Genomic DNA, 14,500 nt, shown 5'->3' on the forward strand with positions numbered 1-14,500 from the left:
GAAAAAGGTTGGGTGACGTGTCAAAAGTCAGTATTCAGCGCGTACTGCTGCTGCTGGTTGTTCTTTCAGCCGCCGCCGTTGCGCTGCCGTTTGTGAACTATGCCCCGAATCGCCTGGTGTCGGGAGAGGGGCGACAGCTCTGGACGCTCTGGCCCGGTTCGGTGTCGATGCTCACCGGCGCGGGTTGCGCCCTGCTGGCATTGTGCTTCGTGCCGGGAAGAAAAGGGGCGCTGTGTACGCTGGTGGTGGCACAACTGCTGGTGATCCTGATGCTGTGGAGCGTGGGTAAGGCGGCGACACATCTGGCAGAAACGGGAACGCCGCTGGCGCGAACCAGCGTGGGAAGCGGTCTCTGGCTGGGGCTCGCGCTGGGATTACTGGCCTGCAGCGACGCTATCAGACGTATTACCGCACAGCCACTCTGGCGCTGGGTTTTACATGCGCAGTTGGCGATTATTCCCGTCTCACTCTTGCTGACGGGGACGTTCGATGACCTCTCTTTACTCAAAGAGTACGCTAATCGTCAGGATGTCTTTGATGATGCGCTGGCCCAGCATCTGACGTTGCTGTTGGGTACCGTGCTGCCCGCGCTGGCGATAGGCATTCCCCTTGGAATCTGGTGTTATTTTTCCACCGCCCGCCAGGGGCCGGTGTTTACCGTCCTCAATGTGATTCAAACCGTTCCTTCCGTCGCGCTGTTCGGCCTGTTGATTGCACCGCTTGCCGGGCTGGTAAAGGCGTTCCCCTGGCTTGCAACGGTGGGCGTGGCGGGAACCGGTCTGACCCCGGCGCTGATCGCGCTGGTGCTGTACGCGCTCTTGCCGCTGGTTCGCGGCGTGGTGGCCGGGCTGAATCAGGTTCCCCGCGATGTCCTGGAAAGCGCCCGCGCGATGGGGATGAGCATCGCGCAGCGCTTTCTACACGTTCAGCTTCCGCTGGCACTGCCGGTCTTTTTACGTAGCCTGCGGGTGGTGATGGTGCAGACCGTCGGGATGGCCGTCATCGCCGCGCTGATTGGCGCCGGTGGTTTTGGCGCGCTGGTGTTTCAGGGACTGCTCAGCAGCGCCGTGGATCTGGTGCTGCTGGGCGTGATCCCGGTCATTGCGCTGGCGGTACTGATTGATGCGCTGTTTGATTTAGGGAATGCTCTGCTGAAGGTAACCCACCATGATTGAATTTAGCCACGTGAATAAAGCCTTTGGTGAGCACAAGGCGGTTAGCGACCTGAATCTGCACGTTAAGGAAGGCAGTTTCTCGGTACTGATTGGCACCTCAGGTTCGGGGAAATCCACCACTCTGAAAATGATTAACCGGCTCGTGGAGCATGACAGCGGCAGAATTCGCTTTGCTGGTGAGGAAATTCGCAGTCTGCCGGTACTGGAACTGCGTCGGCGGATGGGCTACGCGATTCAGTCGATTGGCCTGTTTCCGCACTGGACGGTGGCGCAGAACATCGCCACCGTCCCGCAATTGCTGAAGTGGCCGCGCAGAAAAATTGATGAGCGGGTGGAGGAATTAATGGCGCTGCTCGGGCTGGAAGTCGTGTTGCGCGAGCGCTATCCGCATCAGCTTTCCGGTGGACAGCAGCAGCGCGTGGGCGTGGCGCGCGCGCTGGCTGCCGATCCGCAGGTGCTGCTGATGGATGAACCTTTCGGCGCGCTGGATCCGGTCACCCGTGGGGCGTTGCAGCAGGAGATGACCCGCATCCACCGTCTGTTGGGGCGGACCATTGTGCTGGTCACGCATGATATTGATGAAGCGCTGCGCCTGGCGGAGCATCTGGTGCTGATGGACGGCGGAGAAGTTGTTCAGCAGGGGACGCCGCTGGCGATGCTGACGGCACCGGCGAATGACTTTGTGCAACAGTTTTTTGGTCGCAGTGAGTTGGGAGTACGGTTACTGTCGCTGCGAACCGTGGCTGACTATGTGCGCCGGGATGAACAGATTGCCGGGGAGGCGTTGACCGAAGAGATGACGCTGCGCGATGCGCTTTCCGCGTTTGTCGCGCGCGGGTGCGACGTGTTACCGGTGGTCAATCAGCAGGGCATTGTCTGTGGGACGCTTCATTTTCGCGACCTGCTACTGGAGACGCTAACGCATGAAACGACTGTCTGACCCGCTGCTCTGGTTGATCGCACTCTTCCTGCTGATGCTGTTGGGGTTACCGCACAGCCAGGCGATTTTTGCCAGTCTGTTTCCTGAACTTCCGCGCCCGGTTTATCAGCAGGAAAGCTTTCTCGCGCTGGCGCTGGCCCATTTCTGGCTGGTCGCGGTGTCGAGCCTGTTTGCCGTGGTGATTGGCGTGGGCGCCGCAATTGTGGTGACACGACCAAAAGGACGGGAGTTCCGCCCGCTGGTGGAGACCATTGCTGCCGTTGGACAAACCTTTCCGCCCGTCGCGGTGCTGGCGATCGCGGTGCCGGTGATGGGATTTGGTCAGAAACCGGCCATTATTGCGCTGATCCTGTACGGCGTGTTACCCATCCTGCAGGCGACGCTGGCGGGACTGGGGTCGATTGAGGACAGCGTGCGCAACATTGCCAGCGGAATGGGGATGAGCCCGGGACAACAGTTGCGAAAGGTGGAGTTGCCGCTGGCGGCGCCGGTGATTCTGGCAGGGGTACGGACGTCGGTGATTATCAATATTGGCACCGCGACTATCGCGTCAACGGTGGGGGCCAGCACGCTTGGCACACCGATTATCATCGGTCTGAGCGGATTCAACACGGCGTATGTTATTCAGGGCGCGCTGCTGGTCGCGCTGGCGGCGATCGTCGTAGACCGCCTGTTCGAGCGGTTAGTGCAGCGCCTTAGCCGGCACGCAAAATGAAGGTATAGCCTGCGAGCATCACACCGCCAATACCGCCGATGGCCATGAGTAAAAAGAGGGTGATGACACCGATTTTCGCTACGCTCATGATGTTCTCCTTATGTTAACTCAGAGATTATACAGAGAAGCGTAGCTGTTAATGAATCATTAAATGCCAAGTGGATAAATATCGTGTCCTTCCGCGCGCCAGGCATTCAGCTGCTGCTGCTGTGCCGACGTCTGATTTTCGCCGCACCACACCAGTAGGGTTCGCCCCTCAAACAGGTCCGGGCGAAACTGGCTCAGCGAATGCGCCAGTACGTCAACCCGCCATCCCTGCTGGCTGGCAACCCAACCTTCCAACCACAGACGCGTGGTATCGTGAATATTCCAGCCCACGACCAGCGCATCTTTGCCCTGTTTTTTTCTGGCCGAGGCGAGGCAAATGGCGATGTAGTTGATCAACACACCGTCAAGGATCCCCAATAGCGCCAGTAGTGTGGGCTGTTGGCACTGTAACCGCCGACGTAGCGGAAGAAAAAGGTGGGTGGTTAGCGTCTGCGCGGGGTAATCCTGTCCACGCTCTTTTAGCCAGACCCGGAGACTGTGCAGATTGTTATTTTGCAGATAGTGCAGCAGGGTTTCCTGTTGTTCACGCCATCCGTTTTGCAGGTCCACGTTCTCATTGCTCAACAGCATCTTGACTTTGCCGACCTGCACCCCGTTATCAATCCAGCGTTTGATTTCGCGGATCCTGTCGATATCTGAATCATTGAACAGGCGATGTCCGCCGTCGGTCCGCTGCGGTTTCAATAATCCATAACGCCGCTGCCACGCGCGGAGCGTAACGGGGTTAATATCACAAAGCAAAGCCACTTCACCTATGGTGTAAAGCGCCATCATTTTATCCTTGCTCGCGAGGTCCCAGTCTAACTTTAGTCGCTCTTTTTCGAACCAGGTAGTTTTGTCTGTTTTTTAATCAAAGGAGGCGTGATATTGTATTCACACGGACACTTTTGAGTGATCGTTCTCACGAATTCATCTTTTTTTGCAACAGTTCAAAGAAAGATCAACGTAGTCGATGTATGTTACGCGGTTTTAAACGCAGTGTGGTTTGCGGGTATGTACGATTTTAATCTGGTGTTGCTGCTGCTTCAGCAGATGTGCGTGTTCCTGGTTATTGCATGGTTGATGAGTAAAACGCGTTTATTCATACCGTTGATGCAGGTAACCGTTCGCTTACCCCATAAGTTGCTCTGTTACGTCACCTTCTCTATTTTCTGTATCCTCGGCACCTATTTTGGTCTGCACATTGATGATTCCATCGCCAACACGCGCGCGATTGGCGCGGTGATGGGCGGTCTGCTCGGCGGACCGGTCGTCGGTGGACTGGTGGGGCTAACCGGGGGTCTGCACCGCTATTCGATGGGCGGCATGACCGCGCTCAGTTGTATGATCTCCACCATTGTCGAAGGACTGCTGGGCGGTCTGGTGCACAGCGTGCTGACGCGGCGGGGACGCACCGATAAAGTCTTCAATCCGCTGACGGCAGGGGCGATCACGTTTGTCGCCGAAATGGTACAGATGCTGATCATTTTGCTGATCGCCCGGCCGTTTGACGATGCTTACCGGCTGGTCAGCAATATCGCCGCCCCGATGATGGTCACCAACACCGTTGGCGCGGCGCTGTTTATGCGTATTTTGCTCGACAAGCGCGCGATGTTTGAAAAATACACCTCTGCGTTTTCCTCCACCGCGCTGAAAGTAGCGGCCTCCACCGAAGGTATCCTGCGCCAGGGATTCAACGAAGTGAACAGCATGAAGGTGGCGCAGGTGCTGTATCAGGAACTCGATATCGGCGCGGTGGCGATTACCGATCGCGAGCGGCTGTTGGCCTTTACCGGGATTGGCGACGATCACCATTTGCCGGGCAGGCCTATCTCTTCCAGCTACACGCTACGGGCCATCGAGACGGGCGAGGTCGTATATGCTGACGGCAACGAAGTGCCGTACCGCTGTTCGCTGCATCCGCAGTGCAAACTTGGTTCTACGCTGGTTATCCCATTACGCGGTGAAAACCAACGGGTGATGGGGACCATCAAGCTGTATGAAGCAAAAAACCGACTCTTCAGTTCCATTAACCGAACGCTGGGTGAGGGGATTGCTCAGCTACTCTCCGCGCAGATCCTCGCCGGGCAATATGAACGTCAGAAAGCGATGCTGACTCAGTCAGAAATCAAGCTGCTGCATGCGCAGGTTAATCCGCATTTTCTGTTTAATGCGCTCAACACCATTAAGGCGGTGGTGCGCCGCGACAGTGAACAGGCGAGCCAACTGGTGCAGGATCTCTCTACCTTCTTTCGCAAAAACTTAAAGCGCCCGTCGGAGATCGTCACGCTTGCCGACGAAATTGAGCACGTGAATGCCTATCTGCAAATTGAGAAAGCGCGATTCCAGGCGCGGCTGCAGGTGAGTTTAAACGTGCCGGATGCGCTGGCGCATCAGCAGTTGCCGGCCTTCACTCTGCAACCCATTGTCGAAAACGCCATTAAGCACGGGACGTCACAGCTGCTGGGGACGGGAGAGGTGTCTATCACCGCCCGTCAGGAAGGGCAGTACCTGATGCTGGATATTGAAGATAACGCCGGGTTGTACCAGCCCACCACGAATGTCAGCGGTCTGGGCATGAATCTGGTGGATAAACGCCTGCGCGAACGGTTTGGCGATGACTACGGTATTAGCGTGGTCTGCGAACCGGATAGCTTTACCCGAATAACCCTACGACTGCCCCTGGAGGAGACGCATGATTAAGGTGCTGATTGTGGATGATGAGCCGTTAGCGCGGGAAAATCTGCGGATCTTGTTACAGGAACAAAGTGATATTGAGATCGTGGGTGAGTGCGCCAACGCCGTTGAAGCGATTGGCGCGGTGCATCGACTGCATCCGGACGTGCTGTTTCTGGATATTCAAATGCCGCGTATCAGCGGGCTGGAAATGGTCGGTATGCTTGACCCGGAGCATCGTCCGTATATTGTTTTTCTGACCGCCTTTGACGAATACGCGATAAAGGCTTTTGAAGAGCATGCCTTTGATTATCTTCTGAAACCGATAGAAGAGGCGAGGCTGGAGAAAACCCTCAGTCGTCTGCGCCAGGAGCGGAGCAAGCAGGACGTGTCGGTGCTGCCGGAAAACCAGCAGTCGCTGAAGTTCATCCCCTGTAGCGGGCACAGCAGGATCTATCTGCTGCAAATGGATGATGTCGCCTTTGTCAGCAGCCGCATGAGCGGCGTGTTTGTGACCAGCAGCGAAGGCAAAGAAGGCTTTACGGAACTGACGCTCAGAACACTGGAAAGCCGCACGCCATTGTTGCGCTGCCATCGACAGTATTTGGTTAACATGGCGCAGTTACAGGAAATTCGCCTGGAAGATAACGGTCAGGCAGAGCTGATACTACGCAACGGGTTAACCGTTCCGGTCAGCCGCCGCTATCTGAAAAGTTTGAAAGAGGCGATTGGCCTGTAAAACTGGTACACTGCGCGCCATTGCATCATCGACAGTTGAAGGCTCTATGCTTAGTAACGATATTCTTCGTAGCCTGCGCTACACCCTGAAAGTTAATAATAACGACATGGTGCGCATTCTTGCGCTCGCCGACATGGAATCCACCTCTGCGAATTTCGACACCTGGATGACCAAAGAAGATGAAGAGGGTTTTGTCCGCTGCCCGGATATTATTCTCTCCGGATTTCTGAATGGTCTGATCTACGAGAAGCGCGGCAAAGATGATTCAGCGCCTGAACTGGCGCTTGAGCGTCGGGTGAACAACAACACGGTGCTGAAAAAGCTGCGTATCGCCTTTTCGCTCAAAACGGATGATATTCAGGCGATCATGACCCAGCAGAACGTTCGCGTTTCAATGCCGGAAATTACCGCCATGATGCGTTCTGTCGATCATAAAAACTACCGCGAGTGCGGCGATCAGTTTATGCGTTATTTCCTGCGTGGACTGGCTGTGCGTCTGCACGGCAATAAAGACTAAAAGAAAAGCGACGACCCGGCATGATGCCCGGTCGTCGTCGTTTGATTATTTCACTTCTTTAAAGCCTGAGGCTTCCAGCATTTTCTGGCTCTGCTTCATGCTGATACCGTTGCTCGGGTCACCAGAGAATTGAGTACCCGTCACACCCTGCAGCTTTTTAAAGTCAACCTTCTCCATGTCAACAGAGACGGTTTCTTCAGCGTAGCCATCCTTATAGGTCAGCTTCTCTTCCACGCCGGGAATGTTTTGATATTTTGCACTGATCGGATCAAGGATCTTCGCCGCGTCTTCTTTGGTTTTTACCCCGATAGAGGCAAAGTTGATTTTGTTTTGTGAGGTCTGCTTAATGACTTTGTCACCCTTGTAGGTATAGGTCATTACGATCTCAGTACCATTGACATCCGCTTTGAATGTTTTGCTTTCTTCCTTGTCGCCACATCCAGCCAGAGAGAAAACGAGAACTGACGCGAAAACTACCGAAAAAAACGTATTTAATGCTTTCATGTAAAACTCCATTTTATTAAACGTCTGGTACTCAAAAAATCGTACCTGGTATGTATACCAGAAAGAAATACAGTATAGGGGGAAAAGGCTAGGGGAGATGTCTGAAAATGCGGTGTGAAAAATCTGGAAATGACGTGATCTGCTGCCCTGTTGGACAAAAAAAGCGCCGCGAAAGCGGCGCTTGAGGGCGAACTTATTTAACCTGATGTCCAGGCTTCGCGCCTTCATCCGGGCTCAGCAGGAAGATATCTTTCCCGCCAGGACCCGCCGCCATCACCATCCCTTCAGAGATGCCGAAGCGCATTTTACGCGGTGCCAGGTTTGCCACCATGATCGTATGACGGCCAATCAGTACCTGCGGATCCGGATAGGCTGAACGAATGCCGGAGAAGACGTTGCGCTTCTCGCCGCCCAGGTCCAGCGTCAGGCGCAGCAGCTTGTCGGAACCGTCAACGAATTCGGCGTTTTCAATCAGCGCCACGCGCAGATCGACTTTGGCGAAATCATCAAAACTAATGGTTTCCTGAATCGGGAAGTCTGCCAGCGGACCGGTCACCGGAGCGGTCATGGCTTTGACCTCTTCCTTAGACGCTTCAACCAGCGCTTCAACCTGCTTCATGTCGATACGGTTATACAGCGCTTTGAAGGTGTTCACCTTGTGCGCCAGCAGCGGTTGCGTAATTGTATCCCAGCGCAGTTCCGTATTGAGGAACGCTTCAACGCGCTCGCTCAGGGTTGGCAGAACCGGTTTCAGATACGTCATCAGCACGCGGAACAGGTTGATGCCCATTGAGCAAATCGCCTGCAGATCGGCGTCGCGACCTTCCTGTTTCGCCACAACCCATGGTGCCTGCTCGTCCACATAACGGTTTGCGACATCCGCCAGCGCCATGATTTCACGAATCGCTTTGCCGAATTCTCGACTTTCCCAGGCTTCGCCAATGACAGTCGCTGCGTCGGTAAAGGTTTTATAAAGCGCGGGATCGGCCAGTTCAGAAGCCAGCACGCCATCAAAACGCTTGCTGATAAAGCCGGCGTTACGGGAGGCGAGGTTAACCACCTTGTTGACGATGTCAGTGTTCACGCGCTGCACGAAATCTTCCAGATTCAGGTCGATATCATCAATGCGTGAAGAGAGTTTCGCGGTGTAGTAGTAGCGCAGGCTGTCGGCGTCAAAATGGTTCAGCCAGGTGCTGGCCTTAATAAAGGTGCCGCGAGATTTGGACATCTTCGCGCCGTTGACGGTGACATAACCATGCACGAACAGGTTAGTCGGCTTGCGGAAGTTGCTGCCTTCCAGCATGGCCGGCCAGAACAGGCTGTGGAAGTAGACGATATCTTTACCGATGAAGTGATACAGCTCGGCAGCAGAATCTTTCTTCCAGTATTCGTCAAAGCTGACGGTATCACCGCGCTTGTCGCACAGGTTTTTGAAAGAGCCCATGTAGCCGATCGGGGCATCCAGCCAGACATAGAAATATTTACCTGGCGCATTCGGGATTTCAAAACCAAAGTAAGGCGCATCGCGGGAGATATCCCACTGTTGCAGGCCAGATTCAAACCATTCCTGCATTTTGTTCGCAACCTGCTCCTGCAGCGCGCCGCTGCGGGTCCACGCCTGCAGCATTTCGCTGAAAGAGGGCAGGTCAAAGAAGAAGTGTTCAGAGTCACGCATCACCGGCGTTGCGCCAGACACCACGGATTTCGGCTCGATCAGTTCAGTCGGGCTGTAGGTCGCGCCGCACACTTCACAGTTGTCGCCGTATTGATCCGGAGATTTACATTTCGGGCAGGTGCCTTTCACAAAACGGTCCGGCAGGAACATGCCTTTTTCCGGATCGTAGAGCTGAGAGATGGTGCGGTTCTTAATAAAACCGTTCTCTTTCAGACGGGTATAGATAAGCTCAGACAGTTCCCGATTCTCATCGCTGTGCGTGGAGTGGTAGTTGTCATAGCTGATGTTGAACCCGGCGAAATCCGTCTGGTGTTCCTGACTCATTTCCCCAATCATCTGCTCCGGGGTGATGCCAAGCTGCTGTGCTTTCAGCATGATTGGCGTGCCGTGGGCGTCGTCGGCGCAGATGAAGTTGACCTCGTGGCCGCGCATTCGCTGGTAACGGACCCAGACATCAGCCTGGATGTGCTCCAGCATATGGCCGAGGTGGATTGAGCCGTTGGCGTACGGCAGTGCGCACGTTACCAGAATTTTCTTCGCGACTTGAGTCATAGTAGGTATTACTTCTTCTCTGTTGAAAGGGGGTTCTGATGTTACCTGAAAGGGAATAACTACGCCAAGAATTAAGGGCATCAAACCACAAATGAATAATTGTTACCGCTGGAGTACACTAGCTCGCTACAATTGACCTTTTCAGAACAACAAAAAGGAGTCGGGATGAACGCACAATCCCAGGCCAAATCACCAGAGACCCTGCGCGCGATGGTCGCCGGGACGCTGGCGAATTTTCAGCACCCCACCCTGAAGCATAATCTGACGACGCTGAAGGCGTTGCACCACGTCGCCTGGATGGATGACACGCTGCACGTTGAACTGGTCATGCCGTTCGTCTGGCACAGTGCATTTGAGGTGTTAAAAGAGCAATGTAGCGCCGACCTGTTGCGTATCACCGGTGCGAAGGCGATAGACTGGAAGCTTTCTCACAATATTGCCACCCTGAAGCGTGTGAAAAATCAGCCGGGCGTGAATGGCGTGAAGAACATTATCGCCGTCAGCTCTGGCAAAGGCGGCGTGGGCAAATCGTCGACTGCGGTAAACCTGGCGTTGGCACTGGCGGCAGAAGGGGCGAAAGTAGGGATTCTGGACGCCGACATTTATGGTCCGTCGATCCCAACCATGCTGGGTGCGGAAAACCAGCGTCCCACCTCGCCGGATGGCACGCATATGGCGCCGATCGTGTCTCACGGGCTGGCGACGAACTCCATCGGCTATCTGGTCACGGATGATAACGCGATGGTCTGGCGTGGGCCGATGGCCAGCAAAGCGCTGATGCAGATGCTACAGGAGACGCTGTGGCCGGATCTGGATTACCTCGTGCTGGATATGCCGCCAGGCACCGGCGACATTCAACTGACCCTGGCGCAAAACATTCCGGTCACGGGAGCCGTCGTGGTCACCACGCCGCAGGATATCGCGCTGATCGACGCCAAAAAAGGCATCGTCATGTTTGAAAAAGTTGAAGTGCCTGTGCTGGGCATTGTCGAAAACATGAGCATGCATATCTGCAGCAACTGTGGTCATCATGAGCCTATCTTTGGTACCGGCGGCGCGCAGAAACTGGCTGAGCAGTATCACACGCAACTGTTGGGGCAGATGCCGCTGCATATCAGTCTGCGTGAAGATCTCGATCGCGGGACGCCGACCGTTGTCAGTCGTCCGGACAGTGATTTCACCGTAATGTATCGCGAACTGGCGGGACGTGTTGCCGCGCAGCTTTACTGGCAGGGTGAAGTCGGTGATGCTGCCAACTTACTGATTTAGTGTATGATGGTGTTTTTGAGGTGCTCCAGTGGCTTCTGTTTCTATCAGCTGTCCCTCCTGTTCAGCTACTGACGGGGTGGTGCGTAACGGCAAAAGCACTGCCGGACATCAGCGCTATCTCTGCTCTCACTGCCGTAAAACATGGCAACTGCAGTTCACTTACACCGCTTCTCAACCCGGTACGCACCAGAAAATCATTGATATGGCCATGAATGGCGTTGGATGCCGGGCAACCGCCCGCATTATGGGCGTTGGCCTCAACACGATTTTCCGCCATTTAAAAAACTCAGGCCGCAGTCGGTAACCTCGCGCATACAGCCGGGCAGTGACGTCATCGTCTGCGCGGAAATGGACGAACAGTGGGGATACGTCGGGGCTAAATCGCGCCAGCGCTGGCTGTTTTACGCGTATGACAGGCTCCGGAAGACGGTTGTTGCGCACGTATTCGGTGAACGCACGATGGCGACGCTGGGGCGTCTTATGAGCCTGCTGTCACCCTTTGACGTGGTGATATGGATGACGGATGGCTGGCCGCTGTATGAATCCCGCCTGAAGGGAAAGCTGCACGTAATCAGCAAGCGATATACGCAGCGAATTGAGCGGCATAACCTGAATCTGAGGCAGCACCTGGCACGGCTGGGACGGAAGTCGCTGTCGTTCTCAAAATCGGTGGAGCTGCATGACAAAGTCATCGGGCATTATCTGAACATAAAACACTATCAATAAGTTGGAGTCATTACCGCGGTTTTGCGCCAATTCTTGGCACATTACGTGCCGGTGATATGTATACGTCACCCGATATATTCTCGTCCGTACGATTTAGCGGTGTTCGCCTGTTTCGCGATATGCAAATGCTACCGAACTCAAAGCAAAATTTTACGCCGCGGGTGCAGGGGATCGCGCAGAGTAATGCTTTGGTTACCATCGAGCAGAATGGCTTTATCGTTTATCAAAAAGAAGTTCCGCCAGGGCCGTTCTCAATTGCTGATATGCAACTGGCAGGCGGCGGGACAGATTTGGATGTAACGGTACGCGAAGCGGACGGTTCAGTAACAACCTATCTGGTGCCCTATGCTTCAGTCCCCAATATGCTACAGCCGGGGGTGTCAAAATACGATTTTGCGGCCGGGCGTAGCCATATCGAAGGTGCGAGCAACCAGTCCGATTTTGCACAGGCCAGTTATCAGTACGGATTAAACAATTTACTGACACTTTTTGGCGGTACCATGTTTTCTAATCACTACCATGCGTTTACCTTTGGTACGGGCTGGAATACGCGCATTGGCGCGATTTCTATGGACGCCACCCGGTCACACAGCGAGCAGGATAGCGGCGAGGTATTTGACGGACAGAGCTACCAACTCGCCTATAACAAGTATTTGGCGCAAACCGCGACCCGTTTTGGACTTGCGGCATATCGTTATTCATCGCGCGGTTATCGGACATTCAACGATCACGTCTGGGCGAATAACAAAAACAGCTATCATCGTGATGAAAACGACGTTTACGACGTCGCTGATTATTATCAAAACGATTTTGGCCGTAAAAATACTTTCTCTGCAAACATCAGTCAGACGTTGCCGGAGGGATGGGGCGCTGTTTCATTGAGTTCGCTGTGGCGAGATTATTGGGGACGAGGGGGGAATAGTGAAGACTATCAACTCAGTTATTCAAATAGCTGGCGGCGGATTAGCTATACATTCTCAGCGAGCCAGACCTATGATGAAGACCATCGCGAAGATAAACGTTTTAACCTGTTTATTTCGGTTCCGCTTGACTGGGGGGACGGTATTACCACACCGCATCGTTACCTGAGCATGTCAAATTCAACCACCTTTGATGAGAATGGACTGGCGTCAAATAATATCGGCTTAAACGGAACGACGGGCGATCGCGATCAATTTATTTATGGTGTTAACCTGAACCACCAGCGACAGGATAATGAAACGGCCGTGGGTGGAAACGTCACCTGGAATACCCCGATAGCGGCCATTAACGGCAACTACAGTCAGTCGTCGCAATATCATCAGGCTGGCGGAAGTCTTTACGGGGGCGTAGTGGTGTGGTCTGGCGGCGTGAATTTATCGAATCGACTTTCGGATACGTTTGCCATTATGCAAGCGCCGGGTCTGGAAGGCGCCTACGTTAATGGACAAAAATATCGGACGACCAATGCTAACGGGACGGTCGTCTACGATAATCTGACGCCCTATCGCGAGAATCACCTGCTGCTTGATGTATCGCAAAGCGACAGTGAAACCGAACTACGTGGTAACCGTAAAAACGCATCCTCATACCGTGGTGCAGTTTTGCTTGTGCGTTTTGATACCGACCAGCGCAAACCGTGGTTTATTAAGGCCCAACGCCCGGATGGCGCGCCATTAACCTTTGGCTACGAAGTGAATGATGTCCACGGGTACAACGTGGGGGTCGTGGGGCAGGGAAGCCAGCTTTTTATCCGCACGAATGAAATTCCGCCTGAAGTCAGCGTGGCGGTTGATAAAGAAAAGGGACTTTCATGTTCAATCACTTTCGATAAGACGATTGATGAAAGTAAAGTCTATATTTGCCGATAGTGTCGGATATCGCTATGAAACTCAATTTTTTACTTTTACTGGTTCTGATGGTGGTGCTGCCCGCATCTTACGCAGGGTGTAAAGGAAATATCTCCTACGAGGATAATCTTATTATACGTGAAGATTTTTCTATAAATTCCTCACAGTCAGAATCCTATACTCATCAGTTTAACGATCTCACTTGCGTAGGGACGAATACTATTAATCCATTAAAAACATCGGATGTTATTGTTGGATTGTATGATGATACCGTTAAGCTAGCGTTGAAATTTACGTGGGTAAATAGTTCTGATATCAGTCTGGCAAGTGGGAAAGGTGATTTTTCAGCGAGCTATCGGGTCGATGTCTCGCCTGCAAGCAGTGCTGCATCTGTGAACATCTCAGCGGGGTCAGGGAACAGCGTCTATATCAAAGATGTGACTTCACTTTCCAGCGCAACGGCTACTTCTCAAAGTTCAGCACTCTTTACCTTAGTGGTTTGTTTACTGTCGGGTAAAGCGTGGGAACCTTGCATCACAAGTTATCATAACTCGCTTGCAAAGGACGGCGGATTTTACTCTGCGAATTTGCGTTTAACCTACAACAGAAAGCAGACGACCTGCAAACCTGAAGAGTTGAATATTGTACTGCCTGACATTGCTCTTTCAGAACTTGCTGTAAACGGAAAGATTGTCAGCAAAAATGTTACCGAAAATATTCGATTGCAGTGTGATAATCTTTTTGGTGACCGCAAACAGACGTCACGCAAAATGGTGACGTATCTCTCCAGCAGTGATTTAGTCGCGGGAAGCAGTTTTATTCTTCGTGGCAGTACAGACAATGGCGTTGGGTTTGTTCTGGAGAATAATAATCAAGTCGTCAATATATCCAGCGTGACCGGACAAGGTGACGCAACCACATTATGGAAAGTGGATAAGCCAGGAGACGCGGTGAACAGCAATACTGTGAACATTCCCATCGTTGCCAGCTATTACGTTTATGACAAAAGTAAGGTGAAACCGGGCAATCTCAGCGCTACCGCGTTAATTTATGTGAAGTATGACTGACTGTGCCTGGGGTTATCCTGATTACGTTA

General features: G+C 53.3%; 12 protein-coding genes and 2 pseudogenes. 10 read left to right on the forward strand and 4 right to left on the reverse strand.

Going from position 1 to position 14,500, the window contains the following annotated elements; all coding sequences use genetic code 11:
- The first annotated feature begins 8 nt into the window (after positions 1-8).
- Genes GBC03_13715 through GBC03_13725 form a run of 3 tightly spaced genes read left to right on the forward strand, consistent with a single transcriptional unit; the run spans position 9 to position 2,830 of the window.
- Entirely contained in the window at positions 9-1,175 is a 1,167-nt protein-coding gene (locus GBC03_13715; GenBank protein ID QFS71193.1) for an ABC transporter permease subunit, read from the forward strand.
- Positions 1,168-2,115 carry an ATP-binding cassette domain-containing protein gene (locus GBC03_13720; GenBank protein QFS71194.1) on the forward strand — a complete coding sequence of 316 codons (948 nt, stop codon included), beginning with the start codon at positions 1,168-1,170 and terminating at the stop codon, positions 2,113-2,115. The genes GBC03_13715 and GBC03_13720 overlap by 8 nt, the downstream gene beginning before the upstream one ends.
- Positions 2,099-2,830, forward strand: a complete 732-nt coding sequence (locus GBC03_13725) for an ABC transporter permease subunit (GenBank protein QFS71195.1) — start codon at positions 2,099-2,101, stop codon at positions 2,828-2,830. Before GBC03_13720 ends, GBC03_13725 begins: the two co-directional genes overlap by 17 nt.
- Here GBC03_13725 and GBC03_13730 read toward each other — a convergent pair.
- Both GBC03_13730 and mlrA read right to left on the reverse strand, forming a co-directional pair.
- Complete coding sequence (locus GBC03_13730; protein QFS71196.1) at positions 2,811-2,918, reverse strand: protein YohO; 108 nt, start codon at positions 2,916-2,918, stop codon at positions 2,811-2,813. The genes GBC03_13725 and GBC03_13730 overlap by 20 nt on opposite strands.
- 59 nt (positions 2,919-2,977) lie before the next feature.
- On the reverse strand, positions 2,978-3,709 hold the full coding sequence (gene mlrA, locus GBC03_13735; protein ID QFS73996.1) for an HTH-type transcriptional regulator MlrA: 732 nt from the start codon (positions 3,707-3,709) through the stop codon (positions 2,978-2,980).
- A 222-nt stretch (positions 3,710-3,931) separates the two neighbouring features.
- Between mlrA and GBC03_13740 the strand changes: the two genes are divergently transcribed.
- The 3 genes from GBC03_13740 to GBC03_13750 are packed head-to-tail and all read left to right on the forward strand — an operon-like array spanning position 3,932 to position 6,849.
- Positions 3,932-5,620, forward strand: a complete 1,689-nt coding sequence (locus GBC03_13740) for a GAF domain-containing protein (protein ID QFS71197.1) — start codon at positions 3,932-3,934, stop codon at positions 5,618-5,620.
- On the forward strand, positions 5,613-6,332 hold the full coding sequence (gene yehT / locus GBC03_13745; GenBank protein ID QFS71198.1) for a two-component system response regulator BtsR: 720 nt from the start codon (positions 5,613-5,615) through the stop codon (positions 6,330-6,332). Before GBC03_13740 ends, yehT begins: the two co-directional genes overlap by 8 nt.
- A gap of 46 nt (positions 6,333-6,378) precedes the next feature.
- Complete coding sequence (locus tag GBC03_13750; protein QFS71199.1) at positions 6,379-6,849, forward strand: DUF1456 family protein; 471 nt, start codon at positions 6,379-6,381, stop codon at positions 6,847-6,849.
- Between the two features lie 45 nt (positions 6,850-6,894).
- On the opposite strand, the gene GBC03_13755 is transcribed toward GBC03_13750, so the two are convergent.
- Positions 6,895-7,353 (reverse strand): DUF1307 domain-containing protein, encoded by a 459-nt coding sequence (locus GBC03_13755; GenBank protein ID QFS71200.1) that lies wholly within the window; start codon positions 7,351-7,353, stop codon positions 6,895-6,897.
- A gap of 193 nt (positions 7,354-7,546) precedes the next feature.
- Positions 7,547-9,580, reverse strand: coding sequence for a methionine--tRNA ligase (gene metG / locus GBC03_13760; protein QFS71201.1), 2,034 nt, complete (start codon positions 9,578-9,580; stop codon positions 7,547-7,549).
- 165 nt (positions 9,581-9,745) lie between these two features.
- Here metG and apbC point away from each other — a divergent pair, with 165 nt between their 5' ends.
- From apbC to GBC03_13780, 4 genes and pseudogenes are all read left to right on the forward strand, one after another.
- A complete protein-coding gene (gene apbC / locus GBC03_13765; protein QFS71202.1) occupies positions 9,746-10,849 on the forward strand; it encodes an iron-sulfur cluster carrier protein ApbC in 1,104 nt (367 codons plus the stop codon).
- 28 nt (positions 10,850-10,877) lie between these two features.
- Positions 10,878-11,575, forward strand: a pseudogene (locus tag GBC03_13770) (IS1 family transposase).
- Positions 11,576-11,589: 14 nt separating this feature from the next.
- Positions 11,590-13,425: pseudogene (locus tag GBC03_13775) on the forward strand (fimbria/pilus outer membrane usher protein).
- 14 nt (positions 13,426-13,439) lie between these two features.
- Entirely contained in the window at positions 13,440-14,471 is a 1,032-nt protein-coding gene (locus tag GBC03_13780; GenBank protein ID QFS71203.1) for a putative fimbrial-like adhesin protein, read from the forward strand.
- The last annotated feature ends 29 nt before the right edge of the window (positions 14,472-14,500 follow it).

Origin of the sequence: Citrobacter telavivensis, from assembly GCA_009363175.1 — a bacterium.
Taxonomy (GTDB): Bacteria; Pseudomonadota; Gammaproteobacteria; order Enterobacterales; family Enterobacteriaceae; genus Citrobacter_A; species Citrobacter_A telavivensis.